This is a genomic window from Arthrobacter sp. CC3, assembly GCF_039907775.1.
Taxonomy (GTDB): domain Bacteria; phylum Actinomycetota; class Actinomycetes; order Actinomycetales; family Micrococcaceae; genus Arthrobacter.
In genome coordinates this window covers 53,582-76,446 of record NZ_JARCCY010000003.1, presented here as the reverse complement: position 1 = coordinate 76,446, position 22,865 = coordinate 53,582, and the positions used below count along the sequence as shown (strand labels likewise).

Genomic DNA, 22,865 nt, shown 5'->3' with positions numbered 1-22,865 from the left:
GTCCTTCTCGATAATCTAAGCGCCGCCCGGCGGGCGGCCCGGCGGCTACTGCGGGTGCCGCAGTTACTGGCAGGAGCGCTAGAGGATGACCGGCTTGAGTCCGTTGTCCGACACAAGCGGCAGGCCCGATTCGAGCCATTGGTCCATTCCGCCGGCCACGTTGATGGCGGTATAGCCCTGTCCCACGAGCCACTTGGCCGCCCGGAAGGAGCGGCCGCCCGTGCGGCAAATAACGTACAGGTCCTCGTCCGGATCCAGTTCGCCGAGCCGGCCCGGCAGCTGGTCCAGCGGTATGTGCAGGGCACCTTCCGCGTGCCCGGCCGACCATTCGTAGTCCTCCCGCACATCAAGGATCTTGGCGTCGGCGGGAACGTCGGTCACGGTCACGGTTTCGAAGTCGCTCATGGAAATCCTCTCCGGAAAATGAAGGTCTGCCTCCAGCGTAGCCGCCGCCGGAGGCAGGCACCCCGAATCCGGAGCACGTTACGCTTCAAGGTGACCGCAAAGGAGGGAATCGCCGATGACAGCCCCACAGCCAACCATCCTGGCAACGTCCGGCGGATATAAGGCCGGCCAGCGTTCACGCCTGGAGTTCGACGCCCTGCTGCACCACGCCGTCGAACTTTCCGGCGTCACGGGACGCGCGCCGCGCGTGACTCATATCGGCACTGCCGCCGGCGACCAGCGCTGGTTCAATGCCGAGCTGGACCAGGCCGCGAAAATCGCCGGCTTCGATTTCAGCCACCTCAACCTGTTCACGATGCCCAGCATCGACGATCCTGAAGCGCACCTCATGGAGCAGGACGTGGTGTGGGTCAACGGCGGGTCGGTGGTGAACCTGCTGGCCGTCTGGCGCGCACACGGCCTCGACGAAATCCTGCGGCGCGTGTGGGAGGCCGGCGTGGTCCTCGCAGGCGTCTCGGCCGGGTCCATCTGCTGGTACCAGGGCGGCACCACGGATTCGTTCGGCCCGCAGCTGCGCCCCGTGACCAACGCGCTGGGCTTCCTGCCGTACGCCAACGGCGTCCACTACGACTCCGAGGACCAGCGCCGCCCGCTGGTGCACCGGCTGGTGGCCGAGGGCACCCTCGGCGAAACGCACTGCACGGACGACGGCGCGGGGCTGGTTTACTTCGGCACGGACCTCGTGGACGCAGTCACCGAAGTGCACGGCAAGGCGGCGTACCGCGTCACCCGCCAGGCCGACGGCGGGGCACCCGCCGCCGCCGAAGAGCGGCTGGAGGCCCGTTTCCTTGGCTGACATCCACGAGCTGTCCGCGGTGGGACTCCGCGACGCGGTGCGCTCGGGCGATCTGTCCGCCCGCGAAGTGACGGAGCATTTCCTGGCCCGGATAGCGGCGCGGAATCCCGGCCTCGGCGCCTTCATCACGGTGACCGGAGAGCAGGCACTGGACGATGCCGCCCGCGCCGACGCGCTCTACGCCCACGCCCTCCACGCAGAGGCGCCCGGGCAGCTTCCGCTGCTGCACGGAATGCCGGTGGCCTTCAAGGACCTGACGGATGTGGCGGGCGTGGTGACCACGCACGGCAGCGCGGCCCTGGACCACAAGCCCGCTCCCGCGGACAGTGCACTCGCGGCGGCCCTGAAGGGTGCCGGTGCCATCTCGCTGGGCAAGACCCAGGTTCCGGAGTTCGGCCTGACGGCCTACAGCGAAAACCTGATCGCGCCGCCGTCGCGTAATCCATATGCGCTGAGCCGCAGCTCGGGCGGATCATCGGGCGGCAGCGCCGCCGCGGTGGCCGCCGGCCTTGTGCCGTTTGCTCCGGGGTCCGACGGCGGCGGTTCCGTCAGAATTCCGGCGGCCGCCTGCGGACTGGTGGGCCTGAAACCCGGGCGCGGACTCGTCCCGGCCGGCGAAAGCACCGGCGACCCGGCACGGCTCGTCGTGGCCGGACCGCTGGCCCGCTCAGCCGGAGATGCCGCCCTGATGCTGGACGCCATGGTGCCGGAAGGCAACGGCCGGTACCTCGAGTCCCTGGCCCGGGCGCCGGGCCGGCTCCGGATCGGCGTGAGCCTGGACAGCCCCTGGCAGGCCATATTCCCGTTTACGCCGGACCCGGAAGCAATGGACGCCCTCAATGCGGGCATCCGGCTGCTCGAAGCCGCGGGCCATTCCACGGCCGAAGCCGCCGTCGGGTACGACAACCGCTACCCGGACGCGTTCACCACGGCGTGGACAGCCGGCGTCGGGAGCGCCCGGATTGCACCGCAGCGCGAAGCCCTGCTGACCCCGCTCACACGCACCTTCCGCCGGCGCGCACAGCAGCGGAGCGCCTCAAAACTGAATGAAGCGCTGGGCTTCCTGCGGCAGTTTGAGCGGGACACCGTGTCCCAGTACTCCCAGTGGGACCTCATGCTGATGCCGGCACTGGCCCAGACACCCCGGCCCGTGGGCTGGTTCACGGGGGCCTCCCACGGCGACGGTTACTGGCCAACCTCGGAATGGGCCGGCGACGCCGACGGCGACTACCGGAAGCAGTGCGAATACGCGCCGTGGTCCAGCATGGTGAATGTGTGCGGGCTGCCCGCCATCAGCATTCCCGTGCACTGGACCGGCGGCTCAGCCGGGGCCGGCCTGCCCATGGGCATCCAGCTGGTGGGGCCCACGGGATCCGAGGAACTGCTGCTGCAGGTGGCTGCGCAGATCGGGTTCTAGGCGGGGCGTCCACCCAGCGGGTCCGCCTTGCTTCCTCGCGCCGCGAATGTGACAATCCCGCGCTCCGGTGTCACCCTTAAGTAAATGAGCACAACTCATTTATCCGATCGTCCCGCTACAACGCCGGGCGATACGTCATTTTTTGGCCACCCAAAGATGCTGGCCAGCCTCTTCTCCGTAGAGATGTGGGAGCGCTTCTCCTTCTACGGCATGCAGGGCATCCTCCTCTACTACATGTACTTCACGGCTGCGCAGGGCGGGCTCGAAATTGAGCAGGGCCTGGCTGCCAGCCTGGTCGGAGCCTACGGCGGCGGAGTCTACCTCTCCACCATTCTGGGCGCCTGGCTGGCCGACCGGCTCTTCGGCTCGGAACGGGTCCTGTTCGGCTCGGCCGTCCTGATCATGGCCGGCCACATCGCACTGGCGCTGGTGCCCGGAATTCCGGGCCTCATCGCCGGGCTGGTGCTGGTGGGCGTCGGCTCCGGCGGTTTGAAGGCCAACGCCACCGCGCTGGTGGGCACCCTGTACGGGGAGAAGGACGAACGCCGCGATGCCGGCTTCTCCATCTTCTACATGGGTATCAATGCCGGTGCGCTGATCGGCCCGCTGGTCACCGGCTGGCTGCAGGAAAGCCAGGGGTTCCATTGGGGCTTCGGCGCTGCCGCCGTCGGCATGGCCCTGGGCCTGGGCATCTACGCCATGGGACGAGGGAAGCTCCCCGACGAAGCCCATCACGTACCCAACCCGCTGCCGGCCGCCCAGCGCACAAGGTACGGCCTGATCTTCCTGGGCATCGCCGTCGTGGTGGCTGTTCTCCTGGCCACCGGCACCGTGAACGCCGAAAACCTGGCCATGTCCATGGCCTACGCGGCGATCGGCGCCTCCGTGCTCTACTTCGCCCTGATCTTCCGCAGCAACAAGGTCACCGGCGCCGAACGCAAGCGGGTGGTGGCCTTCATCCCCCTGTACATCGCCTCAGCGGCGTTCTGGGCCCTCTTCCAGCAGCAGTTCACGTTCATTGCCGTCTACTCGGAAGAGAAGCTGGACCGGAACCTGTTCGGCTGGGAAATGCCGGCCGCCTGGGTGCAGTCCATCAACCCGGTGTTCATCATCATTTTCGCCGGCGTCATGGCGGCACTGTGGACCCGCCTCGGCCAGAAGCAGCCCGGCTCGGCCGTGAAATTCTCCATCGGCCTGTTCGTGATGGGGCTGGCCTTCCTGGCCTTCATCCCCCTCGCCGGCGACGGGAAAACGCCCCTGCTGGCCCTGGTGGGGATCCTGTTCCTGTTCACCCTGGCGGAGCTCTTCCTCTCCCCCATCGGCCTGTCCGTGACCACCAAGCTGGCGCCCCAGGCCTTCCACACCCAGATGGTGGCCTTGTTCTTCCTGTCGGTCTCGCTGGGCACCACCCTGGCCGGCATCCTGTCCGGGCTGTACAACCCGGCCGACGAACTGCCGTATTTCATCGGCATCGGCGGCACGGCCATGGTGCTGGCTGTCGGCCTTGCAGCTGCGTCGCCGGCCATCAAGAAGCTCATGGGCGGCGTCCGCTGACCCGACGTCACCGACGGCGTGGTGCGGGTGGGCGGAGCCATCCGCCGCCCGCACCAGCCGCAGCGTTTCGCCGTGGCGGGGCACCTGGACTGGCTGGTGCGCGCCGGTTTCGAAGCGGTTCTAGTAGCCGTACCCCGCGTTGGCCGCGGCGAAAATCGCTGCCACGGCGAACGTGAGCACAATCGCGGTCAGGGCCAGGCCGAGGTAGCCAAGGATCAGGCCGGCGATGGCAAGTCCCCGCCCGGCAGGTTCCTTGAGCAGGGCCAGGTGGCCCAGGACCACGGCCGCAATCTGCGGCAGGATGAAGAGGCCCAGGCCAAGGAAGACGGCGATGCCGCAGCACAGGCTGGCGATGCTCAGGCCTTTGGGCTCGGGCGGCATGCCGTAATAGGACGGCTGCCCGTAGGCAGCGCCGTAGGGTCCGGCCGGCTGTGACCCTTGCGGTGGAATGTACGACGGCGGCTGGTAGCCCTGTGGCGTCCCCTCGTCGCCGGGGGCAGGCTGGTTCGACATGGGAATTCCCCTTATTGAAAGGCTAGAACCAGCCTACCAACGCACCGCCCGGAGGTGCGCGGCCGTGATACACCCGTGATACGCCAGCGGGCAGGACCTACAGGTTCCAGAGCGGCGTCGAAAGTGCGAACACCACGATCCCCAGGACCAGCAGGCTCCATAATCCGGCCACCAGCCAGCCTCTGTTGGGCTGGCTTCCCAGGGACCGGCTTCCCAAGTGCGGTGGACCAGCCACGGACCGGTATCCGGTGCGGGCCGGGACCGGCGACGGATAAGCTCCGCCCTGATACGGGCGAGCCGGGGGATGGCGGCCCGCGCTCCCGCGGACATCCGAGGCTGCGGGCGACTGGGGCTGCGTCAGTTGCTGTCCCAGGTGGGAGTAGATTCCAATCACCGACTGTGAATCCAGCACTGCCGGGAGGGCCGCCACCCGCGCAACCACCCGGTTGACGCCCAGCACTTCGACCCCGGACCCGGTCACGTCCGCGAGGTCGGGCTGGCCGGTCAGGCAGATGATCGAGCGGACCAGGTGCCGGTGCGGCGCGTCGACCAGGGCGGCCACGGCGGCCGCCTGCCCCAGGGAGCCGTCCACGGCGGGGTTCCGTGAGTAGCCGTTCTGCCTCAGGACGCCTGCCCGGACCTCAACGGCGCCTGACCAGTTCTTGGCATCCACCACCACTATTCCGCCCGGGCCCACCAGAACATGGTCGAGATTGGCCAGGGGCCGTCCGGGCCAGTGCACGTCGTGCAGCAGGAACCAGCCGTGCGGGGTCAGCTGGCCCAGCAGGCTGGCAGTGCGGCGCTCTCCGTCCACACCGGAACCCCACGGTTCCTCGGCGCGTTCTGCATGCTCCAGCTGGCGTTTGAGCCGTGCAATCCGTTCGGCAGCCAGCCGGGCCTGTTCCGACGCTTCGTCGCCTGCCGCCATTGGCTGTCCTCCTTTGATTCGCCGCACCCTGGATCATCCGGACCTGGACCAATCCGACGTGGATTCGCCGCCACGCTGACGGCGGCGGAGGGCCCGCCGTCGTAATTTGTTTAGAAATTAGCAGCCGCGGGACGGCCGGTATATAGGTACTTTTGGCGCCACTACTCGCTTTTCCGCAGCCAATTACTGCCCCTCAATAAATGCAAAGGGGAATGAATTGGTAAATGCCGGATGAAATTCGACGTCACAGGGGCCGGATTCCGGACATACCGTGTTGCGTCCCGCCGTCGTCTGGCATGCTGGTGCCATGGCTAGCCGCGCGGGCACAGTTGCCCAACCCCAAGACCTTGTTGACCTCACTGCGCTCCTGGATGCGTACTACGATGTTTCCCCCGACCTGAGCGACCCGGGCCAGCGCGTTGCGTTCGGCACCTCCGGGCACCGGGGATCCAGCCTGAAGGCGTCGTTCAATGAACCCCACATTGTGGCCATCACCCAGGCAATCGTGGAATACCGTGCCGGGCAGGGCATCACCGGACCGCTGTATATGGCAAAGGACACCCACGCCCTCAGCGAACCGGCGCAGAACTCCGCGCTTGAAGTGCTGGCCGCCAACGGCGTGAACGTGCTGATTGACGCCCGCCATGGCTACACGCCCACCCCGGCGCTGAGCCACGCCATCCTCACGCACAACCGGAACGCCCCCGCCGGCGCACCGCAGGCCGACGGCATCGTGGTCACGCCCAGCCACAACCCGCCCGGTGACGGCGGCTTCAAATACAACCCGCCGCACGGCGGCCCCGCAGACACGGACGCCACCGGCTGGATCGCCAACCGCGCCAACGAACTCCTGGAAAACGGACTCCGCGGCGTCAAGCGCATCCCGGTGGCGGACGCACTGGCCGCCGAGACGACCGGCAAGTTCGACTTCCTCAGCAGCTACGTGGACGACCTCCCGTCCGTGCTGGACCTGAACGCCATCCGCGAGTCCGGGGTCCGGATCGGCGCCGACCCGATGGGCGGCGCCTCGGTGGACTACTGGGGCGAGATCGGCGAGCGCCACCACCTGAACCTCACCGTGGTGAACCCCACCGTGGACCCGCAGTGGGCCTTCATGACCCTGGACTGGGACGAGAAGATCCGGATGGACTGCTCCTCCCCGTCGGCCATGGCCTCGCTGATCAACCGCATGTCCAGCGGCGCAAACTTTGACGTGGCCACCGGCAATGACGCCGACGCCGACCGTCACGGCATCGTCACGCCGGACGGCGGGCTGATGAACCCGAACCACTACCTCGCCGTGGCCATCGACTACCTGTACCGGCACCGCACCGGCTGGAACCCGGAGTCCGTGATCGGCAAGACCCTGGTCTCCTCGTCCATCATCGACCGCGTGGCCGAGAGCCTGGGGCGCAAGCTCGTCGAGGTGCCGGTGGGCTTCAAATGGTTCGTTCCCGGGCTGCTGTCCGGCGAGGGCGCGTTCGGCGGCGAGGAATCCGCCGGCGCTTCGTTCAACAAGATGGACGGCAGCGTGTGGACCACCGATAAGGACGGCATCCTGCTGGCGCTGCTGGCTTCGGAAATCACCGCCGTCACGGGCAAGTCGCCGTCGCAGCTGTACAAGGGCCTGACCGACCAGTTCGGCGATCCGGTCTACGCCCGGATCGACGCCGCCGCCACGCGCGAGCAGAAAGCTGCGCTCGGCAAGCTGTCGCCGTCGGATGTCACCGCCACGGAGCTCGCCGGCGAAACGATCACGGCCAAGCTCACCGAGGCTCCCGGCAACGGCGCCTCGATCGGCGGCCTGAAGGTGGTCACCGAGAACGCGTGGTTCGCCGCCCGCCCGTCCGGCACCGAGGACGTCTACAAGATCTACGCCGAGTCGTTCAAGGGCGCCGACCACCTCAAGCAGGTCCAGGCCGAAGCCAAGGCACTGGTTGACGGGGTTATTTCGTAAGTTCCCACAAGTGGAGGATGCGCCGGACGGAATGGTTTCCGTCCGGCGCCATGTCCACCAGGGCCACGCGGTCCAGTACGACGGCGTCTCCCGGGCGGGTGCGCTTGTCACCATGGTGCGACACATGGGGACGATAGTTGGCCAGGGTGTGGTCCGGCGTGGGCACCCGGCCAGGCAGCGCCGCCACGACCTCCACCAGTGACTCGTGAAGTTCCTGCAGGGGCCGGCTGGGCTCTACGAGACTGACCGGGATGGACTCCCGCCGGCCGAAGCCGGCGTCTGCGCCGATGGTCAGCCGGGCGCCAAGGGCCGCCCGCACGGGCAGGTCGATGAGTCCGGCGATCCGTTCGGTGGGGTCGGCGCCCGAGGTCGGGTCGACGTCGAACTTCACCAGGGTGATATGCAGGGGCCAGTCGTCGCGGGGAAAAACGAGCCCGTCGGTGACGGGCTCGGTGAAAGCCACCAGAATCAGGTTCCGCATAGGGCCAGTGTGCCACTGCGCAGGCCGGCTGTGTCCGTCCGCGGGCGCGGACGGGCACAGTAGCCAGCGTGGCGATTTGGACTAAAATGGGAAGTGGCCCAGGACACATGCCATGCATTCAACTGCAAAAATGTGTCTAGAGTGCCTCCGGCGTGTCCCCCATCGTGCCGGGGGCCTCTCTGCGCATCAGGGCTCGCCCAACCCGTTGATACTCCGGACCCGTTGACACTCCGGCCCCGGACGCTAGGGACCTAGACGGTGCGGACTACATCCTCGTAAGCGAACTTCGGCTTGGCTTCGCCCCAGGCGTCGGGACCGGGCTGGCCGATGTTGACCACCAGGAAGCTCTTCTGGTCCCCGGCGGGGAAGAACGCCGCATCGATGGCGGAGAAATCGGCTCCGGTCATGGGGCCGGCAGCGAACCCGAGCGAGCGGACCGCCAGGATGAAGTAGCCGGCCTGCAGGTGGGCGTTGTTGTTGCCCGTGCTGGCCGCCAGTTCCGGGGAGGCGTCGTACATGGCCTTGGGGGCGTTGTAGCCGGGGAGGAAGTTGTTCCACTGCCCGGCCCAGTCGGTGTCGTAGCTGAGGATGGCCACGAGCGGGGCGGACGCGGTCTTGGCCTTGTTGCCGTTGGCCAGGGTGTCCACGAGCTGTGCGCGGGCCTCGTCGGAGCGGACGTAGGTCACGCGCAGCGGCTGGGAGTTGAACGCCGTGGGGCCGAACTTGGTCAGCTCGTAGATGGCGCGGGCCTGCTCGTCCGTGACCTCTCCGGTGAATGCGTTGGCCGTACGGGCTTCGGCGAAAATCGCGTCCACTGCGGCTGCGTCGATCACTGCTTCTTCATGGGCAATTGTCATCTGCATACCTTTCGCTGGGCCCGCTCACCCGAAGGCGGCCGGCGGTTCTGCTATCCATAGTTGCAACTTCAAGCGAATCGTTCCTCTTCCCGTGACCCCGCGTGACCTTCCCCACAGCGGTGACCTGCCTGGCGGACAGCCCGGCGCGCGGGCCCGGGGCCTCCCTGGCGGCGACCTGCCTGGCGGGCAGCCCGGCGGGCGGCCCGGCGCGCAGGCTCCCCGGGGGCCGGGCGGATTGCGGGGCGCACTGGCGGGCCTGCGCGGTAATGTTGCTCCGGAAGATTCCTTCCCCGCTCCCGACACATCCTCCTTTGAAAGGCTCCCGGCCATGAGCATGCTTGGTACCAAATGGAAGCTCCACGGCAACGGTAAGTCGGTCCGCCCGGGCGAGGTGGTGGCCCCCGGCGAAAGGCTGACCTGGCCGCTGACCATCGGGGTGGGAATGCAGCACGTCGTGGCGATGTTCGGGGCCACGTTCCTGGTGCCCATCATCACCGGCATGCCGCCGGCCACCACGCTGTTCTTCTCCGGCATCGGAACCCTGCTATTCCTGGTGATCACCCAGGGCCGGGTGCCCAGCTACCTCGGTTCGAGCTTTGCGTTCATAGCCCCGATCATGGCCTCCCAGCAGCAGTTCGGGATTCCCGGGGCCCTGGGCGGGGTGGTGCTCGCCGGCGCGGGCCTGGCCGTCATCGGCGCGGTGGTCCAGAAGTTCGGGGCCGGCTGGATCAACCGGCTCATGCCGCCGATCGTCACGGGCGCCATCGTGGCCCTGATCGGACTGAACCTGGCCCCGGCCGCGAAAAACAACTTCGACGCCGCCCCGGTCACCGCCGTGATCACCCTGGCCACCATCATCCTGGTGAGTGTGCTGTTCAAGGGCATCCTGGGCCGCCTCAGCATCCTGGTGGGCGTAGTGGTGGGCTACCTTGTGGCCATGCTCCGCGGCGAAGTCAACTACAGCAAGATGGACGCCGCAGCGTGGGTTGGGCTGCCGCATTTCCAGACCCCCGAATTCCACCTGGGCGTGGTAGGCCTCTTTGTTCCCGTGGTGCTGGTGCTGGTCGCGGAGAACATCGGCCACGTGAAATCCGTGTCCGCCATGACGGGCCAGAACCTCGACGGCGTCTCCGGACGCGCCCTGATGGCCGACGGTGCCGCAACCGTACTGGCCGGCTTCGGCGGCGGTTCGGGAACCACCACGTATGCCGAAAACATCGGCGTGATGGCAGCCACGAAGGTCTACTCGACGGCGGCCTACTGGGTGGCCGGCACCTTCGCGATCATCCTCAGCTTCTCCCCCAAGTTCGGCGAACTGATTGCCACGGTTCCCGCCGGGGTGCTGGGCGGCGCGGCCACCATGCTCTACGGCATGATCGGCATCCTGGGCGTCAAGATCTGGGTCCAGAACAAGGTCAACTTTTCCAACCCCGTCAACCTGACCACCGCAGCGGTGGCGCTGATCATCGGCATCGCGGACTACACCTGGACCATCGGCGAGCTGACGTTCACCGGCATCGCCCTGGGCTCCGCCGCCGCGCTGGTGATCTACCACGGCATGAAGGCGATCGCGAAGGCCCGCGGCAGCGTCGCTGAGCCCGAGACCGAACAGGCCGGCCTGCCCCCCGCAGTCAAGGCCGCCATCAACGCCGTCGCCAAGCGGACTCCGAAGAAGCGGCCTTAAACACCGCGTGCGGGCGGCCGCCTCGGCAGCCGCCCGCACGGGCCGTTTACCGGCGGAGCGTTATCCGGCGTCGAAGGCATCGTCCTCGCGGTCCTTGGGGGCTTTGCTGTCCGGCAGGTCCGTGCCGCTGCCGTCGGGGATCCCGGCGGCGTCCTGCGGCGGTTCAGACGAGAAGGGCCGTCCGGCGTCGGGATCCTCGGTGTTGGATCCATCCATTTCCGCCTCCGCGGACGGCACTGCGGCGTCGCCTTCAGCCGGCTCAAAGCCGGGGTCCGTGCTTTCACTCTCTGCGTGCAACTGATCCTCCGTTCCTCCGAAACGGCCGGCGCCGGGCTCGCCGGCGCTGTCCTGGTCTTCACCGCCGAGCTGGCTGAGGTCCGGCGCTCCGGCAGGATAGGTTTCGCCGTCCGGGCTGTCCTGGCTCAGGCCCGCGGCGTCGAACGCCTCTTCCTCACGCGGCTGGGCGAACTTCTTCGTGTCAGCGCCACCCATTTCCTGCTCCACAGTGGGCGTACCGTACCCGCCCTCTTCCTCGATGGGTGTTCCTTGGTTATCCTGCGTCATTTCATTCCTCCTGGGTGGTAGGGATTGCTGGCTTGCTGGATGCGGGCCTGGATCCAAAGTCTGGACCCTGGACCTGGACGGGATCAGAGACCCTTGCCGCCTGTCACCGGAAGCACGGCCCCGGAGATATAGGAGCCGTGGTCCGAGGCCAGCAGGACGTAGGCGGCCGCCAGTTCCGCGGGTTGTCCCGCGCGTCCCAGAGGAGTGTCCTGGCCGAACGTCGGCAGCTTGTCGGGCCATTCCGTCGCGGGAATGAGCGGTGTCCAGATGGGGCCCGGGGCCACAGCATTGACCCGGATGCCCCTGGGTCCAAGCTCCTGGGCAAGCGCCTTGGTGAACGCCACCTGGGCGCCCTTTGTCATGGCGTAGTCAATGAGTTGCGGAGAAGGGTTGAAGGCCTGGATGGAGGCGGTGGTGATGATGGAGGCGCCTGCCTTGAGATGGGGCACCGCGGCCCGTGCCGTCCAGAGCAGGGAATACAGGTTTGTCTTGAACACACGGTCGAATTCCTCGGTGGGCAGCGATTCAAAGCTGTCGCGGTTCTTTTGGTAGGCGGCGTTCAGCACCACCACGTCCAGGCGACCGAACTCCGCGAGCGTGTCCGCCACGATCCCGGTGCTGAAGTCTTCACGGCGCCCATCGCCCGGCAGCAACAGCGCGCGTTGCCCGGCCTTGCGGATCCACGCGGCGGTGTCCTGGGCGTCCGCTTCCTCCTCGGGAAGGTATGAGATGGCGACGTCGGCCCCCTCGCGGGCGAAGGCAATGGCCACCGCCCGTCCGATGCCGGAGTCTCCCCCGGTGATGAGCGCTGCCTTGCCGGGGAGCGCGTTGCTTCCTTCGTAGCTTTCCTCGCCGTGGTCCGGCTGCGGCTCCATGGGCGCCGTGAGCCCCGGCTGCTTCTGGACTTGCTCCGGGAACGGTCCGTCATGGTAGCCCGCCCTCGGGTCCCTGGGCTGGTGATCCTGCTTTTCGTCGGTCATTTCCACCTCGCTAACGTCTCAGTTCTTTTCTGGTCCGGTGCGTGACTGGCTCTTCGAAACTATCCCAGCGCACAAGGCAAGTCCACGGTTTTGGCCAAATTAGTCAGTAAACTTAGTAGTGCTTGATAATAGGGGCCTTCAAGCCTAGGTTGAGACATAGTTGCGGCCATGCGCGGCCGCTCGCGGCAACCGGAGGTGGGCAATTGTCGGACCCGGAGGTGACGCCGGGCAACGGTAGGAACGAAACGGTCGAGCAGCAAATGGACCGCAACTGGATGGAGCTAATCCAGGAGCTGCGCGTGCTCCAGACCGGCGTCCAGATCCTTGCCGGCTTCCTGCTCACGCTTCCCTTCCAGTCCCGGTTCGAGGACCTCGACACTTTCCAGGTGGGCCTCTACCTGACCAACGTGGTGCTGGCCGCCCTGACCACAGCACTGATCCTCTTGCCGGTCAGCGTCCACCGCAGGTTGTTCCGGCAACGGCTGAAGGCCACCCTGGTTTCGAGCGCGGACAGCATTACGAAGGTTGCCCTCGGCGGCGTCGCACTCCTGAGCGTCGGAACATCAGCCCTGGTCTTCGACGTAACTGCCGGACGCAACGCGGGACTCACGGCAGGCGGATTGCTGCTGGCAGTCCTGCTGATCCTGCTGGTAATCGTCCCGATCCAGCTCAACAAACGCGCCAGGCGAGGATAGTTCGGAGGCTGTCTTCAATGAAGTTCGCCAGTCAAATTCGGGAGGCGCCATGAAGAAGTGGGCCAAGGAACACGGCCTGATGCTTGCCAACGTGGGGTTGTTCCTTGCGTTCTTCAGCGGCATGGTGGTCAGCGGAGCCAGCGATTACAGCGAGGACCAGCTCGCCCACGGCCAGCCGGCAGTGACCGTGGCCGAGTACCTCGCCACCGGGGCGTTCCTCGAAGCCACGTTCGAGAACTGGGAATCGGAGTTCCTGCAGATGGGAATGTATGTCATCCTGACGGTTTTCCTTTTCCAAAAAGGCTCTTCGGAATCGAAGCCGATGGGTAAAGCAGCCCCGCAGGACGAGGACCCCCGAGGTGCAGCCGTGAAGGCCGCCACGCCGTGGCCCGTACGTCGCGGCGGCTGGGTGCTCAAGCTCTACGAGCACTCCCTGTCCATCATGTTCCTGGTGCTGTTCCTGGCCTCATTCATCCTCCACGCGGTTGGCGGCAGCGAGGAGTACAGCCAGGAACAACAAAGCCACGGCCAGCCGGGCGTGACGCTGCTCGGCTATCTCGGCACCAGCCGGTTCTGGTTCGAGTCGTTCCAGAACTGGCAGAGCGAATTCCTGGCGGTCGCCGTGCTGGTTGGCGCGTCCGTCTACCTGCGCGAACGGGGCTCACCCGAGTCCAAACCTGTGGCCGAACCGCATTACGAGACCGGAGCTTAGCGGCCCGGGTCAGGCTCCTTCGAGGACCTGGCTGGTGGCCCAGGTGAGGTACTTGGCGGCATTGGCGACGGCGTCTTCCGGGCTGGCAGCGACGTCCAGCAGCTGCGCCGCGGCCACCACCCCGTGCCTGGCCAGATCCTCCGGTGTGACCAGGATGCGGCCGGCCACCACAATCACCGGGATGCCCCGCTCGCGCGCTGCATCGGCCAGCGCGATGGGCGCCTTGCCCTCCAGCGACTGCGAGTCCATGGATCCCTCGCCGGTGATCACCAGGTCCGCCTCGGCCAGCTGGACCGCCAGGCCCGTGAGGCCCGCCACCAGGGCGAAGCCTCCTTCGAGGGCGGCATTGCTGAAAGCCAGGAACGACGCCGGGAACCCGCCGGCCGCGCCGGCTCCGGGAACGTTGACGTCACGTCCCGTGGCCTCCCGCAGAACCGACGCCCAGTTGCGGAGCCCCGCATCCAGCAGTTCCACGGCGTCCGCGTCGGCACCCTTCTGCGGACCGAAGACGTGCGCAGCTCCGTCGTTTCCGAACAGCGGGTTCTGGACGTCCACGGCGATCCGGAATTTCACGGCAGCCAGCCGGGGGTCCAGGCCGGAAACGTCAACGCCTACAACGTCCCCCAGTGAACCGCCGCCCAGCGGAACCACGTTGCCGCCGGCGTCCAGCGGCTTCAGGCCCAATGCACGCAGGGCGCCGCTGCCGCCGTCGGTCATGGCAGAGCCGCCCACGCCCAGCACGATTTCGGTGGCCCCGGCGTCCAGCGCGGCCGCGATGAGCTGGCCGCAGCCGTAGCTGTGGGCGCGCAGCGCGTTGGCGGGCGTCGGCTCCATGTGCGCCAGCCCCGAGGCCTGCGCGGTTTCAATCACTGCAGTGGCTCCGCCGAAAGCATCCTTGCGGAGTGCCCAGGCCGCGCCTATGGGCGCCAGGATGGGACCGACGACGGCGTTCAGCCGTTCCTCGTAGCCGGCGGCAACGGCGGCCTCCAAGGTGCCTTCCCCGCCGTCGGCCACGGGGAACTGCGTGGCCACCGCGTCCGGATAGACGCGCAGCGCCCCCTCGGCGATGGCACTGGCAGCCTCCGCAGCAGTCAGTGACCCTTTGAACTTGTCCGGAGCGATGAGAATGCGCATGGGTCTATCCTGCCAGCAACCGCCGGAAAGCGCTTGCCTGCGAGTAACACGGGGATTGCTCAAGTCATGACACGACGGCTGCGGCTGCGGCCCGTATCCGCGAAACAGTCCTCCCGGGAAGGGATTAAGGGAAGTTCTCCCAGTTCCGTGCTTTGAGCACCGCGAAGTAGCCGGGGATGAGGTCAGCCCGCGTCGGGTGGGACAGGGGCATCGTCTCGATTGTCGTGGGACCGTCCTCGATCAGTTCCCAGCGGCCCGCGGGGAAGGCCAGGTTCCGTTCTTTCGGGCCGAAGCGTCCTGGCATCGGCAGCCCGCGGATGGCCCCTTCGAGAGGCGACGGGATGGACCGGAGCGTTGCGCCGAGGTGTGAGACGTATTCGACGGCGTTTCCCTGGAAGTCGGTTTCGGCAAGGAACACCCGCCCGTCGGCTCCGGCGATGGCACGAACGTTTTCGGCAAGGGCGTGCCGGTCCCGTTCCCCCAGGACGTGGAGTACGCCCCGGATAAAGACATTCGCCCCTGCCCCGGCTCCCCCGCCAAGCAGCCGCAGCTCTTCCCCGAGCCTGCCGCCGGCGCCGGGAGCCGTCATGTCACGGACGAGGTACGAAACGTTCGCCAGCCCGGCTGACTCGCTGAGCGCCCGCCGCACTGCGTGGGCGGAGACATCAACTCCCATGGCGTGCGGAAAGAGCGCGGCGAGTTGCCGGGTGAAGCTGCCGTTGCCGCAGCCGATGTCCACCACCGGCAGCCGGGGGTCCAGATGCTGGTGCAGCCTGTGCACGTAACCCTGCATCTCGTGGTCGCTGCCGGAGTCCCACAGAACGTCGCCGGTGGCCCCCGTGGTTTTCACGGAGGACCAGAACCGGTCCCAGGCAACATGGTGGTCCCGTGGTGCGCCGGCGGACAATCGCACCAGCCTGGGGATCATCAGATATTTCTTTAGGGCGGCGAGCATGGTCCAAATATAAGGGCACGTCTGTTGATGCCCGGTCAGCCAGGTCCGGAAGTCAGGTCACAGACAGCCAGGCGATGGCGTCCCGCTCCGACGTGAAGAACTTCGTGGGACACGGCACCGCGTTGATTCCCAAAAAGAAATTGGCCAGGACGCGGTCAACCGGCGATGCCCCCAGCAAGGCGATCCGGGAGGCCTGGCACGGGCGGCCAAAAACGGCGCGCGCGCCCCTGCTCACATCGGCAGTGGTGGCCATGTCCACCAGCATGGGATGCCGTTCGTCGCCGCACAACTGGTTCACCCTGAGCATGGCACGCTCCGCGTCCTCGGCCGTGATCACGGCGCCCCGCGGCCAGGTTAACCGGAGCACTCCGTCGGCTCCCAGCGCCAGTCCCGCTTCCGTGCCCATCTCGCGATTTCCGGACATATCCACCCTTCCTCCCGCCAGGGTAAGCACCGCACGGAATGCGTGCGACCTATGTCACCCTACAATGTACTCAACCGGGGACCGAGGGGGGCAGTGTGGCAATTCAGGCGGCGCAGGAATCACTTGTACAACGCACGGCTGTCGTGGCCGATCCGGACAGCGGGCGCCTGTCCGCTACAGCGGCCGTTTTGGCGGACGCAGGGTTCGAGGTTTCCACGGCCTCCAGCCACGAAAGCCTCGCCGGGCTGCTGGACCGGCACCATCCCAGCATCGTCGTCGCGGACCATTCGCTGGCCGGCCCGCCGGTGGATGCACCGCTGCTCCTCCTGATCGATCTGGACGACGAGTCCGCGGCCGAAAGCGTGCGGTCGCTCCCCATGGCGGACTACATCGCGAAACCCCCGGCCCCGGCCGAACTTGTCCATCGGGCGGACGTCCTGATCAGCCGCGCTGCGCAGCGCTCCGATGCCCGGCAAAGCGCTGAGCGGCTGCGCGAGAAGCTCCGCGGAGTGTCCTCTGCGGTCCGCGCCACCCACGATCCCCTCCTGATTTCGGATTATCTGGTGACGGGATTCGGGGAGACGTTCGGCGCCGACCGCGTCCTGTTCACCACTTTCGACGACGACCGGGTCCCGCGGATAGCTGCCCAGTGGCACCGGCCCGGGCTTGCCCCGGTCCCGGACGGCCTCGGCATCCAGGAATCCTCCGCGCACCGCGTTGCGGACCGGCTGTGGTCGGAAGCCGAAGTCCTCGCGGTGGAGGACCACCGGTTCCACGAGTGGTCCCCCGAGGACCACGAACTGGCGGCATGGTCGGAGCATATGGCCCCCTGGGCCTCTGCCTTCGTTCCCGTGGGCGAGGGCAAGTCATCGCTCGGCGTCATCTGGATCGCGCAGCTGGACGAGCCGCGGGTCTGGACGCGCACCGAAATTTCCCTGATTCAGCATGTGGCCGGAAACGTTGCGTACGGGCTCATCCAAAGCCACTTGATGAGCGCGCAGCAGCGGGTGGTCAAGCAGCTGCGGCAGCTCGACCAGGCAAAGACCGATTTCCTTGCCACCGTCAATCACGAACTCCGTACTCCGCTGACGTCCATTTCCGCCTACCTGGACATGATCCAGGACGGCGTGGGAGGGCCGGTGCCCGCGGAAGTGGACAGGATGCTGGACATCATTGTCAGGAACTCGGAACGGCTGCGGCGGCTGATCGAAGATATGCTCACTGTTTCGCGCCAGGATTACGACGGCGCCAACCTCCACCTGGGGCCCGTCCAGCTGGGCCACACTCTCCAGATCGTGACAGTGGCGCTGCGCCCGCTGGCCGAACTGGGAGATGTTTCCATCTCGCTGGAGCTCTGCGACGGCGATTCCGCGATTATGGCCGACGAAGTTCAGCTGGAGCAGGTGTTTACGAACCTTGTTTCAAATGCCATCAAATTTACGCCTCGCGGAGGCGGGATTGTTGTCAGTTGCAGCCTTGAGTCAATGACGGATGGCGAGCCCGGCATTAATGTCCACGTGCGCGATACGGGGGTTGGAATCCCGGAGGAAGAAATCCCGCATCTTTTCACCCGCTTCTTCCGGGCATCCAACGCGACCTCGGCCGCCGTCCCCGGCAGCGGCCTGGGACTCGCCATTGCGTACGACATCGTCAAGGCGCACCGGGGAGATGTGGCGGTCAGCTCGGAACTGGGCAGGGGCACCACCATCACCGTAAAACTGCCGGTTTCCGGGCCTTAAACGAAACTGCCCCCGGATCGGAGATCCGGGGGCAGCCTTGGCGCATGGAGCTTAGTCTGGCCACCAGCCGATGTGTGCCTGCGTGGTGGGCGCCTTGCTTGACGTGCTGACGGTGGTATCCGACTTGGGAGCGGCCGTGGCGGGCGCAGCAAAACCTGCGACAGCCAGGACGCCGGTGAGCAAGAATGTAGCGGCTATTTTCTTCATCCGCGGGTCCTTTCAATCAATTGGGCGCAAAAACTCATTACGAGCGTCAGTATACGGTCACAAGATCAACATTTAACTCCAGTAACACCAGCAAAATATTGACGCGGATGGACGATGCAGAACCATTCCGGGGGATAATTGAAAAATGCCGATTCCCCGGAAATTGTTACCGCATGTGGTTGCGGAGCTTCAGGCCCGCGAAAGCTGGAAAAGCCGCGAGTACTCGCGGGCGCGGGACGAAGCACGCAGGGCAGCGGACCTCGCCTTGCTGGAGGGGGACCAGACCGCCTGGTGGAACATGACGCTCTTCCAGGCTGAATGCCTCAAGGACATGGGTCAGATCCACGAGTGCATGGAGCTGATCACGTACCTGTCCGGCCACCCGCTCTCCACGGCGGAACCGGCCCTGGGAGCACGGGCCTTCATTCTGTTGGCGCTCTCGCAGCAGGGGCTGGGGCGGCTACCTGACGCCGTCGCCGCAGCCACCTCCGCCGCCGACCTCGTTGCCGGCAACCCCGAGTACGTCTACCTCCACATCCAGGCCCAGCGTGCGCTCATCGCCGCCCTCGCGGAAAGCCGCCGGCTGGATGAGGCGTGGGAGCAGTGCCTCCTGCTGGAGGGCCTGCTGACGGACCTCGTGGACGAGGACACTGCCGGAAAAGCCTACTGGGTGATTGGAAACGTCGCGTTCCTCACCGGCCGGGTGATGGACGGCGGCCGCTACCACGACATGGCGGCAGAGAGCCTGTCACCGTCGAAGGACGTGGACCTCTGGGCCCGGTTCAACCGCGCGTCGGCCGTGATGCGCCTCGAGGCGGAGCTCACCGACCCCGCAACCCTTCGCTGCATCGAGCGGGCCGAGCTCGCCACCGAAGTGGTCGGCGGCAGTGACCGCGACCTCCTTGAAATGTCGTTCGTGCGCGCGCACTGGCATTTCCTGACCGGCGATATGGCCACGGCCATCAACATGCTCCGGCCGCTGTGCACCGAAGCAGGAATCCTGGCCACCCAGACAGCGGGTGAAGCCTCGTTCCTGCTGGGCAAATCGCTCCTTGCCAACGGTGAACACGAGGAAGCACTCCAACGCCTGGCTGATGCGGCCGAACTCTTCGACAATGCTGCCGCTTCCGAACGGAGCGCCCAGGTCCGTGCGTATGCGGCAGGTGTCAGCTAACGCACTCCGGAGGGACGGACGGTGTATTTTTAGTTTCAAAGCCTCGCCGGAGGTTAGGTGGCGCCAGGGAGGCCGAACGGCTCTTCTCATATGTTCGGGGGATTAATGTCTAAGCCGCTTGGATTGATGCAAGAGCAAATAGTCAGGATCGTGCTTCCCCGGGACGAACACCTGGATGAGCAGTCAGCGCGGCTGCTCGCTGCCGGCCTTCAACGCCCGCGCTCCGGCTCTCCGCTGGCCGTACTCCTGGATGTGACCGACGTAGCGTCGGTCAGCAGGGCGGCGAGGGCGGTGTTCAGCAATGTGAGCACGGTGGCCGCCTGGGCGCTGCTGGGACGGACGCCGGTGGACCGGATCCTGGCGCATTTCATCCTTGGCGGCGACTTCAAGTCCGGGCCTGCCAGTTACTTCACGTCCGAGCCCGAGGCCCTCAAGTGGTTGAAGGAAAACGCCCATGTTCACTGAGGGCGACCCGCGCCTGGGGAAGCTGCTGGACGGAATCGTCCGCCTTGCCGCAGGGGAGCTTCACTCGCGGATTGAAGTATCTCCCGCGAGGGATGAGCTGGATGCCGTCATCATGGGCACCAACCTCCTCGCCGAAGACCTGCAGATCATGTACCAGGAGCTGGAACAGCGGGTGGAACTGCGCACCCGGCTGCTCAACGAAGCGCACCTGGAAATGCAGAAGATGGCGCTGACGGACTCGCTGACCGGCCTGGCCAACCGCACGGCACTGGTCAGCGCCCTAAACGACACCCTGGCGGAGGCTGAGCGGGGCGACCTTCCGCCCGCCGTCCTCCTGCTGGACCTCGATGCTTTCAAAGGCATCAACGATTCCCTCGGCCACGCCGCCGGGGACCAGGTGCTGGCCGCCGTCGGGGAACGGATCAAGGCATCGGTCCGGGACACGGACACGGTGGCCCGCCTGGGCGGTGACGAATTCGCCGTCCTGATGCCCGCCACCACCCTTGCCCGCGCCGCGGGCGTGGGCAACCGCATCCTCGCTGCCCTGGACAGCCAGGTGGAGCTCGACAACGATTCCGTCCAGTGCGGCGCCAGCATGGGGCTGTGCATCGGCGGCGCCGGGCAAAGCGCCGAACAGCTCCTCATGGAAGCCGACGTGGCCATGTATGCCTCCAAGGCCGGCGGGCGCAACAGGCTCAAGGTATTCGAACCGGCCATGCTGCACGCGCGCCAATTGCGGAGCCAGCTTATTGAGGACCTGCGGACGGCCATTTCAGAGTCAGAGCTGGTGCTTTTCTACCAGCCCGTGGTCGCGCTGGCTTCCGGCCGGATCGAGGGCGCGGAAGCCCTGGTCCGCTGGCAGCATCCTTCCCGCGGCATGGTGATGCCGGACGAGTTCATTCCCCTCGCTGAGGATGCCGGACTCATTTCCGAGCTGGGCGGCTGGGTGCTCCGCACCGCCGTCAGGCAACTGCAGGACTGGCGGGCGGAGGGCCGCGCGGGGGACGACTTCTCCATGCGGATCAACATCTCGCCCACGGACCTTCAGCGCCTCGAGTTCATCGAAGAGGTCAGGGATGCCCTCAGCGGGGCCGGAATCAGCCCGGAGCTGCTCGTCCTGGAGCTCACGGAGGGCGCGATTGTCAGCGGCAATGAGCTGGACCGGTACTCCCTGAGCAGCCTGCGGAAGCTCGGGGTGGGCCTTGAAATCGACGACTTCGGTACGGGCTATTCCTCCATCAGCTACCTGCGCAAGCTTCCGGTGGACAAGGTCAAGGTGGACCGCTCGCTACTGAAGGACCTCGGAACGGATCCGGCCCAGCCGGACCTGATCGCAGCGATTCTCCAGCTCATCCGGGCGTGCGGCCTCGAAGCGGTCTGGGAAGGGGTGGAGACGGCGGAACAGGCACAGCACCTGGCCAGCATCGGCTGCGTGAGCGCCCAGGGGTATTACTTCGGCCGTCCGGTTCCTGCGGACGAGTTCGCGGCGGTGCTGGAAGCGCAGCGGGCTTCACACCACGGCAGCTAGTCCCACTGCCCCCGGTCCTGCAGCACCGTCTTGAGGAGATCGGCCCGGTCCGTCACGATGCCGTCAACGCCTAGGTCCAGGAGCCGGTGCATCTCCGCGGGGTCGTTGATGGTCCACACATGGACCTGGAGGCCGTGCCGGTGGGCGCGGCGGACAAACGCCGGCGTCACCACCCGGACGGCACCGTAGCTGACCGGCACCTGCAGCGCGTGGATGCCCCGCACCACCCGCCGGATGACCGGCGCGGGAAGCACCGGCCCCAGCATTGTGAAGAGCGCATTGGATACGACGCCGGCCGACGCCGCGACCGGCCGGCTCAACCGTTTGAGCACCGCCCGGCGGCGGCGGTCCGAGAAACTCGTAACCAGCACCTGATCGTGAACGGCGTACTTCTCAATCGCGGCGGCGAGGCCGGGGACGGAGTTCCAGTCCTTGACGTCCAGGTTCAGCCGGACGCCGGGGAAAGCCCGCACCATCTCCTCAAACAGCGGGATGGGTTCCAGGCCGCCGATCCGCGCCTGGGCCACCGTCGCCGCAGGCAGCCTGGCAATGCGTCCCTGCCCGTCCGTGACACGGTCCAGTGCGGGGTCATGGAACACCAGCAGCACGCCGTCGGCGGTGGTATGGACGTCCATTTCCAGGTACCGGTAGCCGAGTTCGACGGCGGCACGGAACGCCGCCATCGAATTTTCCATCCCGTCCGGCGAAAATCCGCGGTGCGCCATCGCGATCCGCGCGGACGCGCTTCCGGCGGTGAAGAAAGGCTGGGGCTCGGTCATTCCAGGCGCCTGCCTAGGCGCGCTTCACGCCAAATTCGGCCAGTTTGGCTTCGAGGATCTGTGCCACGCCGTCGTCGTCGAAATGTGGCGCCTGCTGCCCTGCGGCACGGATGGCCTCCGGGTGGCCGCTGGCCATCGCGTAGCCGTCACCGGCCCAGCGCAGCATCTCGATGTCGTTGGGCATGTCCCCGAACGCCACCACGTCCGCTGCGTCAATCCCCAGGGTGGCGGCGTATTCGGCGAGGGTCACCGCCTTGTTGACGCCCGGCAGGGCCAGCTCCAGCATGGCCACGGTGGGTGCCGAGTGGGTGGCGGAGGCGAGGTGCGCGACTGCGGGCGACACTTCGGCCAGGAAGTCGTCCGCCGTGCCTTCGCGGACGATGGCCAGGAACTTCACCACGGCGTCGTCGGCGGTGAGCGTGCTGGCCAGCGGGGCGGGGGTGAATTCGGTCAGGAGTTCGCTGGAGTCGTTTTCGATGAAGCCCGGCTCCAGGTGGAAGCCGGTGAGCGTTTCCGCCGCGAACAGCGCGGACGGCCGGAGCTGCTTGATGATGCGGCGCGCTTCGAAGACAGCCTCCAGGGCGAGGGCGCGCGCGGAGACCAGGCGGCCTGCCTCGAGGTCCCACACGACGGCACCGTTGGAGCAGATCACGGTTCCGGCGTGCCCCAGCTGGTCTTCCAGGGGGTGCAGCCAGCGGGGCGGGCGTCCGGTCACGAACACCAGTTCGACGCCGGCATCGCGGCACGCGTGGAAGGCGCGGATGGTCCGGTCACTGATCTTGCCGTCATGCCCGAGGATCGTTCCGTCGATATCACTTGCTACCAGCCGCATACAGCCAGTCTACGTTGGCCCGGCG

Annotated in this window: 24 protein-coding genes; 11 read left to right on the top strand and 13 right to left on the bottom strand. The window is 66.7% G+C overall.

Going from position 1 to position 22,865, the window contains the following annotated elements:
* Positions 1-78: 78 nt before the first annotated feature.
* Complete coding sequence (locus tag PV761_RS02175) at positions 79-405, bottom strand: rhodanese-like domain-containing protein (RefSeq protein WP_028270296.1); 327 nt, start codon at positions 403-405, stop codon at positions 79-81.
* A 115-nt stretch (positions 406-520) separates the two neighbouring features.
* On the opposite strand from PV761_RS02175, the gene PV761_RS02170 reads away from it, so the two are divergent.
* The 3 genes from PV761_RS02170 (at position 521) to PV761_RS02160 (ending at position 4,232) form a co-directional block, all read left to right on the top strand.
* Positions 521-1,261: a peptidase E gene (locus PV761_RS02170; protein ID WP_347893991.1), complete on the top strand. Its 741-nt coding sequence runs from the start codon at positions 521-523 to the stop codon at positions 1,259-1,261.
* Positions 1,254-2,678, top strand: a complete 1,425-nt coding sequence (locus PV761_RS02165; protein ID WP_347893989.1) for an amidase — start codon at positions 1,254-1,256, stop codon at positions 2,676-2,678. Before PV761_RS02170 ends, PV761_RS02165 begins: the two co-directional genes overlap by 8 nt.
* Before the next feature lie 84 nt (positions 2,679-2,762).
* Positions 2,763-4,232, top strand: coding sequence for a peptide MFS transporter (locus tag PV761_RS02160; protein WP_347893987.1), 1,470 nt, complete (start codon positions 2,763-2,765; stop codon positions 4,230-4,232).
* Between the two features lie 120 nt (positions 4,233-4,352).
* On the opposite strand, the gene PV761_RS02155 is transcribed toward PV761_RS02160, so the two are convergent.
* The gene (locus PV761_RS02155) at positions 4,353-4,745 is read right to left on the bottom strand and encodes a DUF4190 domain-containing protein (RefSeq protein ID WP_347893985.1); all 393 of its coding nucleotides are present in this window, start codon (positions 4,743-4,745) and stop codon (positions 4,353-4,355) included.
* A 97-nt stretch (positions 4,746-4,842) separates the two neighbouring features.
* A complete protein-coding gene (locus tag PV761_RS02150) occupies positions 4,843-5,673 on the bottom strand; it encodes a nuclease-related domain-containing protein (RefSeq protein WP_347893983.1) in 831 nt (276 codons plus the stop codon).
* A 307-nt stretch (positions 5,674-5,980) separates the two neighbouring features.
* On the opposite strand from PV761_RS02150, the gene pgm reads away from it, so the two are divergent.
* Positions 5,981-7,630, top strand: coding sequence for a phosphoglucomutase (alpha-D-glucose-1,6-bisphosphate-dependent) (pgm, locus tag PV761_RS02145; protein WP_028270290.1), 1,650 nt, complete (start codon positions 5,981-5,983; stop codon positions 7,628-7,630).
* Here the strand turns inward: pgm and PV761_RS02140 are convergent.
* Entirely contained in the window at positions 7,620-8,111 is a 492-nt protein-coding gene (locus PV761_RS02140) for a 2'-5' RNA ligase family protein (RefSeq protein ID WP_028270289.1), read from the bottom strand. The genes pgm and PV761_RS02140 overlap by 11 nt on opposite strands.
* Before the next feature lie 251 nt (positions 8,112-8,362).
* Positions 8,363-8,968, bottom strand: coding sequence for a malonic semialdehyde reductase (locus PV761_RS02135; protein WP_347893980.1), 606 nt, complete (start codon positions 8,966-8,968; stop codon positions 8,363-8,365).
* A gap of 328 nt (positions 8,969-9,296) precedes the next feature.
* Here PV761_RS02135 and PV761_RS02130 point away from each other — a divergent pair, with 328 nt between their 5' ends.
* Positions 9,297-10,652, top strand: a complete 1,356-nt coding sequence (locus tag PV761_RS02130) for a solute carrier family 23 protein (RefSeq protein WP_347893978.1) — start codon at positions 9,297-9,299, stop codon at positions 10,650-10,652.
* 60 nt (positions 10,653-10,712) lie between these two features.
* On the opposite strand, the gene PV761_RS02125 is transcribed toward PV761_RS02130, so the two are convergent.
* Positions 10,713-11,216 carry a hypothetical protein gene (locus tag PV761_RS02125; RefSeq protein WP_347893976.1) on the bottom strand — a complete coding sequence of 168 codons (504 nt, stop codon included), beginning with the start codon at positions 11,214-11,216 and terminating at the stop codon, positions 10,713-10,715.
* 83 nt (positions 11,217-11,299) lie between these two features.
* Positions 11,300-12,196: an SDR family oxidoreductase gene (locus tag PV761_RS02120; protein ID WP_028270285.1), complete on the bottom strand. Its 897-nt coding sequence runs from the start codon at positions 12,194-12,196 to the stop codon at positions 11,300-11,302.
* Between the two features lie 203 nt (positions 12,197-12,399).
* Here PV761_RS02120 and PV761_RS02115 point away from each other — a divergent pair, with 203 nt between their 5' ends.
* Positions 12,400-12,891, top strand: a complete 492-nt coding sequence (locus tag PV761_RS02115) for a DUF6328 family protein (RefSeq protein ID WP_028270284.1) — start codon at positions 12,400-12,402, stop codon at positions 12,889-12,891.
* Positions 12,892-12,940: 49 nt separating this feature from the next.
* Positions 12,941-13,603, top strand: coding sequence for a DUF6766 family protein (locus tag PV761_RS02110; RefSeq protein ID WP_347893973.1), 663 nt, complete (start codon positions 12,941-12,943; stop codon positions 13,601-13,603).
* 9 nt (positions 13,604-13,612) lie between these two features.
* Here the strand turns inward: PV761_RS02110 and PV761_RS02105 are convergent, their stop codons facing one another.
* The 3 genes from PV761_RS02105 to PV761_RS02095 all read right to left on the bottom strand — a co-directional run bounded on the left by PV761_RS02105 (position 13,613) and on the right by PV761_RS02095 (position 16,116).
* A complete protein-coding gene (locus PV761_RS02105) occupies positions 13,613-14,737 on the bottom strand; it encodes a glycerate kinase (protein WP_347893971.1) in 1,125 nt (374 codons plus the stop codon).
* 124 nt (positions 14,738-14,861) lie between these two features.
* The gene (locus PV761_RS02100; protein ID WP_347893969.1) at positions 14,862-15,692 is read right to left on the bottom strand and encodes a class I SAM-dependent methyltransferase; all 831 of its coding nucleotides are present in this window, start codon (positions 15,690-15,692) and stop codon (positions 14,862-14,864) included.
* A 52-nt stretch (positions 15,693-15,744) separates the two neighbouring features.
* The gene (locus PV761_RS02095) at positions 15,745-16,116 is read right to left on the bottom strand and encodes an STAS/SEC14 domain-containing protein (RefSeq protein WP_028270280.1); all 372 of its coding nucleotides are present in this window, start codon (positions 16,114-16,116) and stop codon (positions 15,745-15,747) included.
* Between the two features lie 38 nt (positions 16,117-16,154).
* Here PV761_RS02095 and PV761_RS02090 point away from each other — a divergent pair, with 38 nt between their 5' ends.
* Complete coding sequence (locus tag PV761_RS02090; RefSeq protein ID WP_081818845.1) at positions 16,155-17,855, top strand: ATP-binding protein; 1,701 nt, start codon at positions 16,155-16,157, stop codon at positions 17,853-17,855.
* Positions 17,856-17,906: 51 nt separating this feature from the next.
* On the opposite strand, the gene PV761_RS02085 is transcribed toward PV761_RS02090, so the two are convergent.
* Positions 17,907-18,062, bottom strand: a complete 156-nt coding sequence (locus PV761_RS02085) for a hypothetical protein (RefSeq protein ID WP_156037087.1) — start codon at positions 18,060-18,062, stop codon at positions 17,907-17,909.
* Between the two features lie 145 nt (positions 18,063-18,207).
* Here PV761_RS02085 and PV761_RS02080 point away from each other — a divergent pair, with 145 nt between their 5' ends.
* The 3 genes from PV761_RS02080 (at position 18,208) to PV761_RS02070 (ending at position 21,229) form a co-directional block, all read left to right on the top strand.
* Positions 18,208-19,236, top strand: a complete 1,029-nt coding sequence (locus tag PV761_RS02080) for a hypothetical protein (RefSeq protein ID WP_347893966.1) — start codon at positions 18,208-18,210, stop codon at positions 19,234-19,236.
* A 126-nt stretch (positions 19,237-19,362) separates the two neighbouring features.
* Positions 19,363-19,701, top strand: coding sequence for an STAS/SEC14 domain-containing protein (locus tag PV761_RS02075; RefSeq protein ID WP_156037086.1), 339 nt, complete (start codon positions 19,363-19,365; stop codon positions 19,699-19,701).
* On the top strand, positions 19,691-21,229 hold the full coding sequence (locus PV761_RS02070; protein ID WP_028270277.1) for an EAL domain-containing protein: 1,539 nt from the start codon (positions 19,691-19,693) through the stop codon (positions 21,227-21,229). The genes PV761_RS02075 and PV761_RS02070 overlap by 11 nt, the downstream gene beginning before the upstream one ends.
* Here the strand turns inward: PV761_RS02070 and PV761_RS02065 are convergent.
* Together PV761_RS02065 and PV761_RS02060 are read right to left on the bottom strand one after the other, a co-directional pair.
* Positions 21,226-22,008: a glycerophosphodiester phosphodiesterase gene (locus PV761_RS02065; RefSeq protein WP_347893963.1), complete on the bottom strand. Its 783-nt coding sequence runs from the start codon at positions 22,006-22,008 to the stop codon at positions 21,226-21,228. The two genes, PV761_RS02070 and PV761_RS02065, sit on opposite strands and share 4 nt — an antisense overlap.
* Before the next feature lie 13 nt (positions 22,009-22,021).
* Positions 22,022-22,840, bottom strand: a complete 819-nt coding sequence (locus PV761_RS02060; protein WP_347893961.1) for an HAD family hydrolase — start codon at positions 22,838-22,840, stop codon at positions 22,022-22,024.
* Between the last annotated feature and the right edge of the window lie 25 nt (positions 22,841-22,865).